This is a genomic window from Gluconobacter sphaericus (assembly GCF_016757795.1).
GTDB lineage: Bacteria > Pseudomonadota > Alphaproteobacteria > Acetobacterales > Acetobacteraceae > Gluconobacter > Gluconobacter sphaericus.
Map to the genome: position 1 here is coordinate 645,337 of NZ_CP068419.1, position 14,555 is coordinate 659,891.

A 14,555-nucleotide genomic window follows, 5' to 3' on the forward strand; every position below is an offset into this window, starting at 1 on the left:
TGCCGTGCAGCGATATTAAGCAACGCGAAAATGTTTCCGTTTCGTGATGATATAAGCATCCGAATATTTGAGGCGGCAACAAATTGGTTATTAGGAGATCAGCAGCGCTATATCGTCTCGTGATAGCTCCCCCACAAACAGCATGAAAATCTGACCAGAAAAGTATATATTTCAATTATTTGCGATTATTAGAAACCTTACACCACCCTACGAATTTCAAAGGTTTTAGTCGAATTCAGGTTTGATTAGGTTGATCTTCAGCAAGCGAGTAGAGAGATTGCCTGCAATCAGTTCGGATTCGAATCCATATCAGTAGATGGTATTCGTTCTTTCGTTATAAGCATGAGCTGGCCTTACAGGTCTGGCTACCAGGGTATCCTGCCCATCAGGGCGCCGGTTTTGCGGAACACAGATTTATACGGAGCGCGACATGTTGCTTGTGAGGGGTGGCCACGTCATCATCGATACCGGAACGATCCTGAAGGATGCGGCAATCTGTATCGAAAACGAGACAATCAAGGAATTCGGTTCCTGGACCGAGATGCAGTCGAAATATCCTGCTGCCAATGTCATCGGCGATGGAACCTCGCTCGTCATGCCGGGTCTGATCGACGCCCATTCACATGGCCGTGGCCTGTCGCCCATCCAGAAGGGCGTGCTTTACGACTACCTCGAGAACGCTTTTCTCGACTGGTCAGCTATGGTCTATCTGCCGAACGATCTGTGTTCCGCTCTTTCAGCGGTTCGTCATCTGCGGGGCGGCTGCACCACGATCCATCACACCGGGTGGAACGATGAAGGCCCCAAAGCGCTCGAACAGGCCCGTCAGGCCATCAACAGCTATCGCGAAACCGGTATCCGTCTGGCTTATTCGCCAGCAGTTCGTGACCGCAACCGATTCTGCATTGATGAAGGGGACTTCCTGAAGACCCTTCCAGCGGAGCTGCACGATTTCGTCCTGCCAATGACACGCTATGATGCACGCGCGATTGCAGACGGCTATCTCGATCTCTTCGAGACCTTACACCGCGAGGAAGACACCCCGATGAGCAGGGTTCTCCACGGACCTTCCTGGGCGCACGGCTCCACTGACGAATTCTTCACCCGCATCCGCGACAGTGCCAATTCCCACGGCGGCACCCCGATCCATATTCATACACTCCAGACACCTCATCAGCGCGCCTGGAGCATCAAGACCTTCGGCTGCTCTCTCGTGGAACATCTGGACCGCATCGGTCTTCTGGGGCCTAATACCACGTTGGGTCACGCCGTCTGGCTGTCTGAAAAAGACATCGACCTCATCGCCGAGCGCGGTGCCAGTACGACGCATCATGGCTCCTGCAACCTGCATGTCCGCAATGGCATTTCCCCGGTCTGGTACATGATGCGCAAAGGCATCAACGTTGCTCTCGGCATCGACGATAAATCCCTGAACGATGATGATGACGTCCTTATGGAACTGCGGATGTCGGCCATGCTCTCGCGTGTTCCGGGCTTCGATCTTGCGGAGATGCCTCCCCTGACATCAGGCCAGATCCTGTCCATGGGAACAACAAACGCCGCACGGACACTGGGTTTCGAGCAGAACCACGGAACGCTTCAAGTCGGCGCAGCTGCTGACCTCGCAGTCATGGAGACGGGTTCCATGCTACACGATCCCTGGACTTCGGAAAATCTTTCCATCCCGGACCTGCTCCTGTGGCGCGGAAAGGGACAGGACGTCCGCGATGTCATTGTCAACGGCCGCATTGTGATCCGTGACCGCAAGTTCCAGACCATTGATGTCGAGGGGCTATATGGTGAGATCCGCAGCTACGTGAAACATCACGAGACGAAGGCCGCAACACCCGAGCGCATCTCCGCACTCGCCAAACTGCGTCCCTATTTCCATGACTGGCACCGCAAGATGCTTGATCACCTCGATATTTCGGAGCCGTTCTACCTCGTCAACGGACGTCACTAAACCACAACACGCCTGCTTCCGGAGAGCACTCTCCGCAGTGCTCCCCAGTCCTTATCATCGCTGAGGAAAATCATGATGCATCGTCGCTCCCTGCTGACCGGAATGCTAACCGTTGCCGGAACATCCCTGATTGGGAGAGCCCACGCATCAACTCTGGAGAGTGTACGCCAGCAGGGCTTCATGCGCATCGCGACAACAGGAGCCAATGCGCCCTATAGTTTTCTGGACGCTGACGGAACCCTTACAGGTTTCGATCTCGAATGGTCCCGGCTGATCTGCAAAGGCCTTGGTGTTGAGCCGCGTTTCTCCTACCTATCCTGGAGCGGAATCCTCCCCGGCCTGATGGCTGGCCAGTATGACGCTGTCATGAGCGCCGTCCGGGTCACCCCGGAGCGTAAGGCCAGCTTCGTTTTTTCAGAGCCTTACTGCACCGATTCCGCTGCGGTGATCGTACGGGCTGACAACAACACCATTCATGAAGTCGAAGACCTGCACGGACTGACCATTGGCGTCGCATCCGGCAGCATTCTTGAGGACGTGGCTCATAATCAGGCCAAACCCGGCACACTACGCTCCTATCCGGGTCTGCCTGACATTATCATGGATGTCATGTCTGGCCGACTGGACGCCGGGATCGTCGGATGTGGCGGCGCGCAATATGCCATCAGACAGCAGCAGGTGCCCCTCAAGCTCGTCGGACGTGAAATCGATCCTCATCCTCTGGCAATGATACTGCCATCCGGCTCCGAAACACTTGCAGCTGCCGTCTCAGAACAGATCCGCGCCAGACGGGCGGACGGTCAGGCCAAATCCTTGTCCGATCACTGGTTCGGGGCCTGAAATCCGTGGTGAACTGGCATTTCGTCGCCCATATCATGCCGCGCCTCCTCCAGGCCTGCGGCGTCACGCTCGAAATCAGCATGGCGGCGCTGGTTATGGCCACCTGCCTCGGGCTGTGTATTGCGCTGGCACGCCTGTCGTCGGTGCGCGCCATCTCACTCCTGGCCTGGGGATATGTCTGGATTCTGCGGGGAACGCCTCTGCTGCTTCAGCTCTTCGCAGTCTATTATGCCGTCCCCCAGAGCGGCTTCCGTCTTGACCCATGGAGCGCTGGAATCCTGACGCTCGGCCTCAATTCCGCAGCCTATTTCTCCGAAATTTTCCGCGCTGCCATCCAATCCGTCCCATCAGGACAGGCCGAAGCGGCAGCCGCAGTTGGTCTTGCGCCTTTTCAGATCATGCGCCGCATCGTGCTGCCACAGGCGCTCAAACCCGCATTGCCCCCTTATGTCGGACAGGCCATCACACTTATCAAAAATTCGTCGCTTGTGTCCGTCATTGCCGTTCCGGATCTGATGCTGACCGCCCAGAGCATCTATTCCGTAACATTCAAGGTGACGGAAGTGATGGTCGCAACCGGCATTCTCTATCTGGCGATCACCACAGTTCTCCAGATCGCACAGGCGTGGATCGAACGCCGCCTCAGCTATTACACGGTGCGCTGACATGACCGTTGTTTCCTTCCAGAACGTCTCCAAATCTTTCGGAGAACGCCAGGTCCTTACGGACATCACATTCGATGTCCCGAAGGGGGAGGTTGTCTCCCTGATCGGCCCCTCCGGGGCTGGAAAATCCACCCTTCTCCGCTGCATCAACCAGCTGGATCGCCACACCACCGGCAGTATTTCTGTCGCCGGTCAGAGCATCTCGCCCTCCTGCCGTCAACGCGACCTCATACAACTGCGCCAGCATGTCGGAATGGTTTTCCAGTCCTTCAACCTGTGGCCGCATCTCTCGGCGATCGGTAACGTGATGGAAGGTCCGGTGACTGTCCTTGGCACACCGCGCGCACAGGCACGTGAACAAGCTGCGGCACTGCTGGAGCAGGTCGGTCTTTCCGCCCATGCCAGTAAATATCCGGGCCAGCTTTCGGGCGGACAGCAGCAGCGCGTGGCCATCGCCCGCGCCCTTGCCATGCAGCCCAAGGTCATGCTTTTCGACGAAGCCACAAGCGCGCTTGATCCCGAAATGGTGCAGGAAGTACTCGGCGTCATGGAAAAACTAGCCGAGAGCGGAATGACCATGCTGGTCGTCACACATGAAATGGCCTTCGCACGCCGTATCGGCCATCGCGTCATTTTCATGGTGGATGGACAGATCGTGGAAGACGAAAGACCCGAGACCTTCTTCTCCGCGCCTGCCACCGAACGTGGACGCACCTTTCTTTCAAGAGCCCTGCCAACATGAGCCGCATCGAAGCCGTAGACGGACTGGCATTCCGCCTTCCCTCATCCCTGACTGCCCAACCACGCGACGAGGAATGCTTCCTACTGCGAATTGTCACCGAAGACGGCCTGACGGGCTGGGGTGAGGCTCATGGCAGCCCCTTCCTGTCCCGCGCCGTAGTGAACGCACCCAAAACCCATATCACCGCGCAAGGACTGCGCAGCATCCTGCTCGGCACCGATGCATCCGACATTCCAGCCCTGCGTCGCCGGATGGAAAAAAACACCCAGTGGATCGGTCGTGACGGTGTGGTCATGCAGGCCATCGCCGCCGCCGAACTGGCGCTGTGGGATCTGGCAGGGCAGCGCGCAGGCCTCCCCGTCAGCCGTCTGCTTTCGCCCGAAGCCCGGACATCCATCGCCTGTTACGCGAGCGACAAGGTTGCCGCCACGCCGGAAGGTACCGCGCTGCGCATCCGAGCCGAACGTGAGGCCGGCTTTCGGGCCCATAAACTGGGCTGGCCCCCCTTCGGTGCCAGCGAGGAAAGCGACGTCGCTTTCCTTCAGGCCGCACGCAATGTCGCCCCCGATGCCACCCTGATGGTGGATGCCGCACAGGCCTTCACGCTGGAGGAAGCCCTCTCCCGCGCCCGCGCCTTCCAGCCTTTCAATCTTGCCTGGATCGAGGAGCCCCTCAACCGCGACGATCTGAACGATCAGAAGACCCTGCGTGAGAAAAGTGCCGTCCCGATCGCGTCTGGTGAGGGCGAATGCGGGATTATCGGCCTGAAACGAATTGCTTCTTTTGTAGACATCCTACAGCCGGACATCACACGCTGCGGCCTGCTCGCAGCCTGCGAAATTGCCCCGCAGGTCCCGCAGGTTTGCAGCCATTCTTTCACGACACCGCTGAACATCGCCATGCATGCCCATTGGCTGGCAGCAATGCCTAATGCACTATTTCTGGAATGGCCCATGTCCAAGGCGGCACTCTGGGCGCCCTACTTCCATGGAAACCTCACGCCCGTAAACGGCGAGGTTCTTCTTCCGCAATCTCCCGGCTGGGGCCTACGCCCGGATCTGGACGCACTGGCTCCTTTTATCATGCCCTCTGAAGGCTGAAACGCAGAGAGGGAGGGAGCCACAGGCCCCCTCCCTTCAACAGTAGTGATGCAGAAAAAAAGTCAGTTCTGCTGAACGTACCGAATGCAAGCCTGCGCCAGCGATCGTGTTGAGTCCACGTAAGGCAAAATATCTTCGATCGCCTCACGCAGCAGCGGCAGTTCAGTGCAACCAAGAATTACCGCATCCGCCCCACGTGCCTTCAGCCGTCGACTTGCCTCCCGCACAGGTGCAATCGCCGCAGTGATGTCCCCGCCTTTCACCATGCGTATAATCTCGTTGATGAGGAGCTGCTCTTCGACATCAGGAATCATGCACACAAAACCCGCCTTCTCGAGGCGCTGGCGATAAAAACCAGACATGATGGTTCCTGCAGTAGCCATCAACGCCACCTTCTGCACCCGAACTCCGTCACTCCGCATCCGACCGAGATCCTCGCAGACCGCATCCGCAATGTGCAAAACAGGAATATTCAGTGCGGCCGCAATATCGGAGTGAAAATGATGAGCGGTATTGCATGGAATCACGAGTGCCGTAGCGCCTGCCCTCTGCAGCCGCACAGCATGATCTTGCAACATCGGTAGCGGAGACGGGGCAGTAGCATCCAGAATGGAAGTACTCCGGTCCGGTATGACCGGGTCAGAGAAAATCAAAAGCGGAATATGCTCCTGATCCACCTTCGCTGAGGTATTAGCGATGACCTGCCCCATAAAATCCGCAGTTGCCGCAGGGCCCATTCCGCCCAGAACGCCAATCAGCTTAACGGACTGGTCCACGACGCTGTCCCTGTTTGAGAATAATCCGCCCGATGGCGGCAGAAACGGCAGACCCAACCGGGTCAATGACGCGAACCCCCAGGCGCTCTTCCAGAGGCTCGCGGAAATGGGACATGCTCGCGCAGCCCGTCAGGACAACATCCGCCCCACGCGCCACAAGGGTCTGTCCGGCTTCCAACATCCGGTCCAGCAGTTCCGGAGAAGTCGCCTCGACCGCGTTCGATGCAATGCCCTGACTTCCCACATACCGATCAGCCAGACCCATCATGCGGATCTTGCGACGCTGCCGATAGGTAGAAAGGATCGATAGAGAAATGATTCCGAACTGATCCGCTTCTGTCAGGGCCTGAAGGATTGCATTTTCACCGCATCCAAGGATGATTTTTCCCGGGAACGTCTCCCGGGCCCCCAGAAGCCCCGGATCACTGAAACAGGCAATAACATAGGCATCTGCTTCATTTTCCGACACGATCCTGCGCACCATCGGCGCAATATCATCTGCATCCCGCTGATACGATACGCCCGGCGGAGCGCCCGGTGTGCCCCGAACATCGATCCTGACAGGAGAAAGCGCCCGGAAGTGCTCGACTTCCTGGTCAATCGCCGCCGTGACCAGCTCCGAGGAATTCGGGTTGATGACCAGTATTCTGGCTGTATCGGTCATAAAAAAATCCCGCTGACAGATTGGAAAACCGCATTTTATTTGCGGATGATAGCACCCACCTGCTCGGTAATCGGGGTGTACCATTGCGGGCGCCGATGTGCCTCAAAGTTGAACATCTTGGACTTGCCCTGCAGGCATTGATCCATGTCGCAGTCCGCAACAACGACTTCATCTGCAAGAGTTTTTGCTTCCGCAACAATCTGTCCGTCCGGATCAACGATGCATGACCCGCCGATCAGTCCAGATCCGTCCTCGTTACCAGCCTTGGCAACAGCCACACTCCAGCACGCATTCATATAGGAATTGGACTGCGCGACGAGCTGGGCATGGAAAGTCCGCAGTGCGGCACTTTCGGTGTCACCGCCGTTAGGATCGTAAGCCGCCGAATTATAGCCGACACAGAGCAGCTCCATGCCCTGCAACGCCAGGCATCGCCAGGCTTCCGGCCAGCGGCGGTCATTACAGATCAGCATGCCAATAATGGCATCCTTGAGCGCTGGGCCTGAATGGACGACCGGGAAGCCAATGTCCCCATATTCAAAATAGCGCTTCTCAAGTTGCTGATAGACCGCACCAGGACGCGGCTCGACTGAACCAGGAAGATGAATCTTCCGATATTTTCCCATGATCTGGCCATCCGGACCGACCAGAACGGACGTATTGAACCGCTGACCGTCCGGCGTTAATTCAGCATAACCGAGATAGAATGAAACTCCGAGTTCCATTGCGCGATCGAAAAGCGGCTGAACATTAGGGTTCGGCATCGATTTTTCAAAATAATCCTGTAGTTCCTGTCCTTCTAGCAGCCAGCGCGGGAAGAAGGTCGTCAGCGCCAGTTCCGGAAAAACTACCAGATCAGCACCCTGTCGAGCAGACTGTTCCAGAAGCGTTATGAGCCGGGCAAGCGTGTCTGCCCTTGAGTCCGTACGCTGGGTGGGCCCCATCTGGGCGGCAGCAATTCTGATAATGCGGCTCATTATGTTCTCGAAGCTGTATTGGAGGAGAATAGGTATTGCGTCTATTTTTGACCTGTCTTGACGTTATGGAAATTCCGAAATCGAATCAATTAAAGGCCTATAACAATTGAATGGCCTCTATTTGAATTGCTTATACGCATGCCGCCGGCCTGAAATGTGGGATCGCTTCCAGAAGCTGCGCCGTATAATTGCTTTGCGGGGCGTGGAAGATATTCTCACACCGCCCGGCCTCAACAATCCTCCCCTTCCGCAGAATGATCGCTCGGTCGCACAGCATGCGCACAACATGCAGATCATGACTGACGAACAGGTAGGACATGCCCCGCTCCCGCCGCAGCCGTTCAAGAAGCGCCAGCACCTCGGCCTGCACCAGCACATCCAAAGCAGCAGTGGGTTCATCAAGAATCAGCAGGTCCGGCGATACAATAATCGCCCGCGCAATACCCACACGGGCGCATTGCCCTCCCGACATCTGGTGTGGATAACGCTCCAGCATATCTTCCGACAGCCCGACGGACCGCGCGGTCTGCACGACAAGCTCTGCAAGTGCATCTCCCTCAGGGACCGGCCCCATTCGCAGCAGTGGATCAACAATTGACCGGAAAGCCGTGTAACGCGGATTGAGACTGCCTGCCGCATCCTGAAAAACGAACTGGATTTGCCGACGCTGTGGCGCCCGATAAAAATCCTCGGCGGAAAGTGAACTGATCGACGTCCCGTTGAACAGGATTTCACCACTGTCCACATCTACCAGACGACTGATAAGCCGGGAAATCGTGCTTTTTCCCGAACCGGACTCCCCGATCAGTCCAAGACATTCGCCCTGACGGATAGAAAAGGACACGTCATCTACGGCCCGGAACCCGCTCTGATATTCCTTCACCAGATTTCGTACCTCCAGCAATACCGCAGGACCGCTTTCCTGCCGGGCGGCAGCATCCTCCGGCGCTTCCAGTAAAGATGTTTCATTGGGACATGCCGCAACCAGCCGACGCGTATAGTTGTTCTGCGGGTTACTAAAGAGCATTTCGGGCGTTCCGCGCTCTACGATTTCACCATGTCGCATGACCGCAACATCATCGCTGTACTGCGCCGCCATTCCCAGATCATGCGTCACGAGAATCATGCCCATGTCCTGCTCGCGCGTCAGACGCAGGAGCAAATCCATTGCCGATTTCTGCGTCAGAACGTCCAGACCCGTCGTCGGCTCATCCGCGATGATCAGATCAGGCGAACATGCCACTGCCATGGCAATGACGATGCGCTGGCACAGACCCCCTGAAAGCTGATGTGGATACGCATTCAGACACCGCGAAACGTCCGTGATGCTCACCTGATGCATCAGTTCCACAAGCCGCGCCTGCAATGCAGCGCGGTCCAGTCTGTCGTGAGCCCGGATCACGTCCGCAAGCTGGTCCCGCACCCGCCGTGTCGGATTGAGCGCCGCACGCGGATTCTGGAACACCATCGCGATGCCTGCCCCGCGCAGGCTGCGCGGAACGTGACGTGTAATATCCTGCCCCCGGAACCGAATTGTCCCTTCCGTCACGACAGCCTGTTTCGGTAGCAATCCCATCGTAGTCAGCCCTGTTACGGACTTGCCCGAGCCACTTTCCCCCACAAGCGCAAGCACCTTCCCGCGCTCAACGGACAGAGAAATGCCATGCAGGACTTCTCTGCTGCTCCGGTCAGATGTGAAGCTGACACGAAGACCATCGATGGTCAGAAGAGGTTCGTTCATGAGCGTGTCCTCGGATCGAGCAGGTCCCGCAGGCCATCTCCCAGAAGATTGAAACACAGGATGGTCACCATCAGCATCCCGCCTGGAAACACCACCAGCCACCAGCGCCCCGAGGACATGAAATGTGCCCCGTTGGCAACCATCACTCCCCATTCAGGCGTCGGTACCGGAATACCTAGTCCCAGAAAGGACAACCCTGCGGCATTGAGAATAGCCCAGCCCAGATTGAGGGACGCCTGTACGACGATGGTCGGCAAAATATTGGGCAGCAGGAACATCAGCACGATGCGCGTGGGCGACGTTCCGCTGACATGCGCCGCCTCGACCCAGCCCAGATTCCGGCGCGCCGCAACCTCGCTCCGTGCGATCCGAATATAGAACGGAAAATTGATAATGGCCGTCGCATAGATCAGATTGGCGATTGAATTCCCCAGAACTGCCACAAGCGCCATGGCCATGACGAACAGCGGAAACGCCGTCAGCACATCCACAATGCGCCCCGTCACACGGTCCAGCCAGCCCCCCTGATACCCACAGAAACACCCGACCGTTACACCCGCCACAAGCGAGATCGCCACTGCAGAAACGGCAATCGACAGGTCAAGGCGTGCCGCCGCAAGGATCCGGCTGAATACATCACGCCCCAACTCGTCGGTTCCAAACCAGTGCTGCCCGTCAGGCGCAAGAAGCGCATGCGGTACGTCCGAAGCCAGCGGATCGTATGGCGAGATTACGGGCGCAAGCACCGCCAGAATCACGATGATAGAAAGACCACCGATTGCCAGCGCTGCCACAGGCTGCTGGCGGATAAAACGTCCGAACCCGAAGCGCTTTGAGCGCATTGTGACATTCATCATGGTCATTCCACACTCACTCGCGGGTCCAACACACCCAGCAGCAGGTCAATCACCAGATTTACCAGAATGAACAGGCACGCCATCAGCAGGATAAACCCCTGCACCGGCGCATAATCGGACGAAACGAGCGCATCGAGCGCATAGGACGCTACACCCGGCCAGGAGAAAATTTTCTCCACCAGCACATTCGCCCCCATCATGGTCGAAAACACGATCCCCACAGTCGTCAGGACCGGCATCAGCGCGTTGCGCAGCGTATAGACGATCATGATCCGCCAGGTCGGAAGTCCCATGGCCCGTGCCGTACGTATATAATCTGCCCCCAACACCGAAATCACTGCCGCCCGCGTCATACGGGTCAAAGGCGCAATCACAAACAGCGCCATGGTCGTGGCCGGCAGAACAAGCTGACCGGCAGCCTCGTGCCACGCCGTCCAGTCCCCCGCCAGCGCACTGTCAATCAACAGGAGACCCGTCAGCCTTGGAGGTTGAGGAAGGAAAATATTAATCCGGCCAGTCGGGTCCGGCGCAAGACCCAGCCAGTAATAACAAACGTAGACCAGCAGAATCCCCGAGACGAACGGCGGTATGCAAAAACAGGCGGAACAGAAAGCACGGACGAACTGGTCGTATTTCGAACCGGACCACCAGGCCGCCGTCAGGCCCAGAGGGAGAGAAATCAGCAGGCTGAGAGCCAATGCTGTCAACGTCAGTTCCAGCGAAGCAGGCAGACGTTCCTGCATATCCCGTGCCACGGACTGTCCAGTCGTCAGGGAGCGACCAAGATCACCCGTCACGAGGTTTTCTAGATAGTGCAGAAACTGGACGGGCATGGGTGCATCAAGCCCCATTTTGTGGCGCAGTTCCTGAATTTCAGCCTGCCCGGCATTAGGGCCAGAAGCAAAATAGACGGCAGGATCACCGGGAAGCACCCGCATCATGATGAAGGTGAAGAGAATGACGCAGAAGAGCGCGGGAAGCGCCGCGCCCAGACGCAGCCCGATCCGGCGGACCAAAGGCGGGAGGAGATGTTTTTCCGCGGACATGCTCAGCTCCGGGCCAGAGTGCGGAAATCGACCTGACGGTAATACTGGTATGTGAAGCCAGTAAGGTCAGGGACGGTTACGGCATCCATGTTGGGCTGCCACAGAAGGATTAGCGGAACCTGATCGACGAGCAGGTCCAACATGCCTTGACATTCGGCCACATAGGCCGCTTCGTCTGTCTCAAAACGGGCCTTTTCCACAAGCTCCACCATTTGCGGACTATTCCAGTTGGAGAAATTCCAGCGCTGGTCGCGGGTGAAATACAGGTAGAAGAAATAATAGGCATGCTCGATCCAGCCGGCCGCTGTGTCGGTGTAGAAATCGAGCTGTCGCCGGGCCTGCATAGTATTGAACTGTGCATCCGGGAGCTTGTCGATTCTGACCGTAATGCCGATATGACCTAGCGCTTCCTGGATCAGCGCGGCCATGGGCTCAGCTGTTGTCGTCTGGCTGGTGGCATAGGAGAAAGTCGTGTGAAAACCGTCGGGATGGCCGGCTTTCGTCAACATCTCGCGTGCTTTCTGGACATTCTGCGAAAATGGCAGAGGCTGAGGAAAGTCAGGCGCAGGCGACCGCTCTGACCAGTCTGCACCATAAAGGGGTTTGCCGCGTCCAAAAATGCTGGCGGCAAACAGGTCCTGATACGGCAGGGCCAGCGCAATGGCACGGCGGACAAGAACATTATCGAACGGCGCGCTCTGTGTATTGAAAGCCAAGTGCGTGAAGCAGTTGCTCTCCACAACGGAATCGATGTGGACCTTGCCGCGCCGGGAAAGCGCCATGATGTCATAGGCCTCAAGGTCAATGACAATGTCAGCGTCCCCGCGTTCGATCAGCCCGGCGCGGGTTGTGGCTTCAGGAACGGTCTGGCTGATGATCCGCTGGAAGAAGGGCGCTGCTCCACTGTGCCAGCCGTTATGACGGGTCAAGGTGACATTCACGCCGGGCCTGAAGTTCTCGACACGAAAAGCCCCTCCGGCGGCCGTATTGTGCTGGAGCCACTGCTGGGCCCAGGGATCGTCTGATGTGGCATGCTGTCGGGCCAGCCGACTGTTGACCATGATCGCATAAGGCATGGCCAGATTGGCCATTGCCAGGCGGTCGGGCTTGGGCAAGGAAATCTCGATGGTGCGCTCACCAGCAATGCGGAACTGATCCGGTGTGGTCAGGGAACCGCTGCTAAACTGGGGGCGGGCGAGCGAGTTGGCCGAGACACAGCGATCAAGAGACCATTTAATGTCTTCAGCCACGACGGGTGTACCGTCATGCCAGACGGCATTGTCCCGAAGGTGAAGTGTAAGACGCCGCTGGTCTGCGCTGATCTCGCAGGATTCAGCAAGCTCGCCCTGCAGATGCGCAGGATCGAACGTCGCGAAGGCCCCGATAGGACGGCTGCCGAACGTCATGAGGCGATCATAGACATTCATGCTCAACCCGAAGGACTCACGGGTCGATCCGAGCATGGTGGGATCAAGCGTATTGATGGCACCGCCCGTGACATGACGCAGCGTCTCTCTTCGGGACTGGGCCAAAGCGGAACCCTGCGGGTACGGGAGTGTCAGGGCAGCCCCCGCACTGAGGGCCGAACTCAGGAAGGCCCGACGGCTGAAGATGTTTCTGACCATAGGCTCAGGCATCTTCCAGTGTCATGGGATGACCGGCGGGCCAACGAAGCTCCGCCTGCCGAATGTCGTAGTCTTTCAGATCCTGCCAGTAGGCCTGCACATCATCACGAAACAGGGCACCGGTGATCCCAGAGACCAGCTTGGGCACAGAGAATTTCATGGCGTTGATGGATGATCCTGACGGCCCAAAACTCATCGTGGCCGCGATCGAGAACAGATGGATATTCCGCAGCCACGGCGTTTCACCGGGAACGCGTTCCTGGAGCGTGTAATCGTTTCCCAAATAGGGAAAGGCCGCCAGGCGGCTGTTCTGCTCACCCGGAGCAGGCGTAAAGCGGTCTTCCCAACGGGCGATATTTTCAGCAGCACGAGCCAGTTCCGGGCGCTGCGCAGGATTATGCTCAATACCGGTGGCGCAGATGACGTAATCCGCCTCAAAAGGCCCCTGTGCGGTCTCCAGCAGGATTTTTTCTCCCTCCATGCGGGCACCGTTCCAGCCTGCTCCCGTATGAAGACGGAAATTCATGTGCTTCGCGCAGCGGTCCCATGTGGGCTGGGGAAAACCTTCACGCAGGCCAAGAATATAGTTCATGAAGCGCCATTTCCAGACGTCATCCAGTTCGGAAAAATGCTTCAGAAAACCAGTAAAGGTCAGCCACAGGTAGGGCTGCACAAGCTGCGGCTCCGCCCGGCGACAGAAAAGATGTACCTCTCCTGCCCCTGCTTCCAGAGCGGTCGCTGCATTGTCGAACGCTGATGCACCAGCTCCAAGAACGGCAACGCGTTTCCCACGCAGAGCCGCGAAATCAATACCTTCAGCCGTGTGGGCGCGAACCTGTGCAGGCAGCGCTTCGATGAAGCCCGGCATAGACCAGCGACCCAGACTCTCCTGTCCCGTGGCAAGAACAACTTTGCGGGCAAAACGGCGCACCGGTTCCGCACCTGCACTCTGGAGCAGGACACACAAACCGCCTTCACAGGGCTCAATATCCAGAACAGTCGTGTCATTCTGGACCGGAATTCCAACGGTATCACGCAGCCAGAGCAGATATTCGACCCAATGCTGCTTGGTGATCAGATGCAATGCAGTCCAGCTTTCTGCCCCGAACTTCGCTTCGTGCCAGCTCTGATAGGTCAGGGACGGAATATCGAGATCGGGGCCGGTGAAGTCCTTAGGGCTGCGAAGCGTATGCATGCGGGCATAGCTCAGCCATGGCCCTTCCATCCCCCGGGGAGCCTGATCGACCACCAGAATATTGCTGACCTCATCGCGCATCAGGCCGAATGCCGCAGCAAGACCGCTTTGCCCACCGCCCACGATCAGAACATCGAGCATTGCCTCGCCGAAGGGGGCCACGTGCCGGAATGTCCAGGAGCGGCGTGGATGAGCGATGCGATCAAGGTCATCACGAACGCGGACTGTCAGGTCGGCCAGAGCGTGATTTGTCTGCGGAAGGGCGTCTGAGGTCATTTTGTACACCGCCTGTCATCTGGAATATCGTTTACAGGAGAGAACGAAAAGCAGCTGATGTGAACTGTTTTCCCGGCTTTTTCGATTG

At 57.5% G+C, this 14,555-nt stretch carries 13 protein-coding genes; 5 read left to right on the forward strand and 8 right to left on the reverse strand.

Features of this window, described 5'->3' with window-relative positions; translation table 11 throughout:
- Nucleotides 1-430: 430 nt before the first annotated feature.
- The 5 genes from IGS75_RS03195 to IGS75_RS03215 all read left to right on the forward strand — a co-directional run bounded on the left by IGS75_RS03195 (nucleotide 431) and on the right by IGS75_RS03215 (nucleotide 5,310).
- On the forward strand, nucleotides 431-1,963 hold the full coding sequence (locus tag IGS75_RS03195) for an amidohydrolase family protein (RefSeq protein ID WP_141350957.1): 1,533 nt from the start codon (nucleotides 431-433) through the stop codon (nucleotides 1,961-1,963).
- Nucleotides 1,964-2,035: 72 nt separating this feature from the next.
- Complete coding sequence (locus IGS75_RS03200) at nucleotides 2,036-2,803, forward strand: substrate-binding periplasmic protein (protein ID WP_141350955.1); 768 nt, start codon at nucleotides 2,036-2,038, stop codon at nucleotides 2,801-2,803.
- Between the two features lie 8 nt (nucleotides 2,804-2,811).
- Nucleotides 2,812-3,468 carry an amino acid ABC transporter permease gene (locus tag IGS75_RS03205; protein WP_141350953.1) on the forward strand — a complete coding sequence of 219 codons (657 nt, stop codon included), beginning with the start codon at nucleotides 2,812-2,814 and terminating at the stop codon, nucleotides 3,466-3,468.
- Nucleotide 3,469: 1 nt separating this feature from the next.
- Nucleotides 3,470-4,210: an amino acid ABC transporter ATP-binding protein gene (locus IGS75_RS03210; RefSeq protein ID WP_202257554.1), complete on the forward strand. Its 741-nt coding sequence runs from the start codon at nucleotides 3,470-3,472 to the stop codon at nucleotides 4,208-4,210.
- On the forward strand, nucleotides 4,207-5,310 hold the full coding sequence (locus IGS75_RS03215; RefSeq protein WP_202257555.1) for a mandelate racemase/muconate lactonizing enzyme family protein: 1,104 nt from the start codon (nucleotides 4,207-4,209) through the stop codon (nucleotides 5,308-5,310). The genes IGS75_RS03210 and IGS75_RS03215 overlap by 4 nt, the downstream gene beginning before the upstream one ends.
- A gap of 62 nt (nucleotides 5,311-5,372) precedes the next feature.
- Here IGS75_RS03215 and cuyB read toward each other — a convergent pair whose 3' ends face one another.
- The 8 genes from cuyB to IGS75_RS03255 all read right to left on the reverse strand — a co-directional run bounded on the left by cuyB (nucleotide 5,373) and on the right by IGS75_RS03255 (nucleotide 14,467).
- Entirely contained in the window at nucleotides 5,373-6,086 is a 714-nt protein-coding gene (gene cuyB / locus IGS75_RS03220) for a cysteate racemase (RefSeq protein ID WP_202257556.1), read from the reverse strand.
- Entirely contained in the window at nucleotides 6,070-6,750 is a 681-nt protein-coding gene (locus IGS75_RS03225; protein WP_202257557.1) for an aspartate/glutamate racemase family protein, read from the reverse strand. The genes cuyB and IGS75_RS03225 overlap by 17 nt, the downstream gene beginning before the upstream one ends.
- Before the next feature lie 35 nt (nucleotides 6,751-6,785).
- The gene (locus IGS75_RS03230) at nucleotides 6,786-7,727 is read right to left on the reverse strand and encodes an N-carbamoyl-D-amino-acid hydrolase (protein WP_202257558.1); all 942 of its coding nucleotides are present in this window, start codon (nucleotides 7,725-7,727) and stop codon (nucleotides 6,786-6,788) included.
- Nucleotides 7,728-7,857: 130 nt separating this feature from the next.
- Nucleotides 7,858-9,468 carry an ATP-binding cassette domain-containing protein gene (locus tag IGS75_RS03235; RefSeq protein ID WP_141350941.1) on the reverse strand — a complete coding sequence of 537 codons (1,611 nt, stop codon included), beginning with the start codon at nucleotides 9,466-9,468 and terminating at the stop codon, nucleotides 7,858-7,860.
- Nucleotides 9,465-10,325, reverse strand: a complete 861-nt coding sequence (locus tag IGS75_RS03240; RefSeq protein WP_141350938.1) for an ABC transporter permease — start codon at nucleotides 10,323-10,325, stop codon at nucleotides 9,465-9,467. Before IGS75_RS03240 ends, IGS75_RS03235 begins: the two co-directional genes overlap by 4 nt.
- 2 nt (nucleotides 10,326-10,327) lie before the next feature.
- Entirely contained in the window at nucleotides 10,328-11,371 is a 1,044-nt protein-coding gene (locus tag IGS75_RS03245; protein ID WP_141350936.1) for an ABC transporter permease, read from the reverse strand.
- 2 nt (nucleotides 11,372-11,373) lie between these two features.
- Entirely contained in the window at nucleotides 11,374-13,008 is a 1,635-nt protein-coding gene (locus tag IGS75_RS03250) for an ABC transporter substrate-binding protein (RefSeq protein ID WP_237468952.1), read from the reverse strand.
- Complete coding sequence (locus tag IGS75_RS03255; protein WP_202257559.1) at nucleotides 13,001-14,467, reverse strand: NAD(P)-binding domain-containing protein; 1,467 nt, start codon at nucleotides 14,465-14,467, stop codon at nucleotides 13,001-13,003. The genes IGS75_RS03250 and IGS75_RS03255 overlap by 8 nt, the downstream gene beginning before the upstream one ends.
- Between the last annotated feature and the right edge of the window lie 88 nt (nucleotides 14,468-14,555).

Excerpts from the sequence above, each read along its gene's own strand:
- IGS75_RS03195 (WP_141350957.1), top strand. The coding sequence starts at position 431 with ATGTTGCTTGTGAGGGGTGGCCACGTCATCATCGATACCGGAACGATC.
- IGS75_RS03200 (WP_141350955.1), top strand. The coding sequence starts at position 2,036 with ATGATGCATCGTCGCTCCCTGCTGACCGGAATGCTAACCGTTGCCGGA.
- IGS75_RS03210 (WP_202257554.1), top strand. The coding sequence starts at position 3,470 with ATGACCGTTGTTTCCTTCCAGAACGTCTCCAAATCTTTCGGAGAACGC.
- IGS75_RS03215 (WP_202257555.1), top strand. The coding sequence starts at position 4,207 with ATGAGCCGCATCGAAGCCGTAGACGGACTGGCATTCCGCCTTCCCTCA.
- IGS75_RS03225 (WP_202257557.1), bottom strand. The coding sequence starts at position 6,750 with ATGACCGATACAGCCAGAATACTGGTCATCAACCCGAATTCCTCGGAG.
- IGS75_RS03230 (WP_202257558.1), bottom strand. The coding sequence starts at position 7,727 with ATGAGCCGCATTATCAGAATTGCTGCCGCCCAGATGGGGCCCACCCAG.
- IGS75_RS03235 (WP_141350941.1), bottom strand. The coding sequence starts at position 9,468 with ATGAACGAACCTCTTCTGACCATCGATGGTCTTCGTGTCAGCTTCACA.
- IGS75_RS03240 (WP_141350938.1), bottom strand. The coding sequence starts at position 10,325 with ATGATGAATGTCACAATGCGCTCAAAGCGCTTCGGGTTCGGACGTTTT.
- IGS75_RS03245 (WP_141350936.1), bottom strand. The coding sequence starts at position 11,371 with ATGTCCGCGGAAAAACATCTCCTCCCGCCTTTGGTCCGCCGGATCGGG.
- IGS75_RS03250 (WP_237468952.1), bottom strand. The coding sequence starts at position 13,008 with ATGCCTGAGCCTATGGTCAGAAACATCTTCAGCCGTCGGGCCTTCCTG.
- IGS75_RS03255 (WP_202257559.1), bottom strand. The coding sequence starts at position 14,467 with ATGACCTCAGACGCCCTTCCGCAGACAAATCACGCTCTGGCCGACCTG.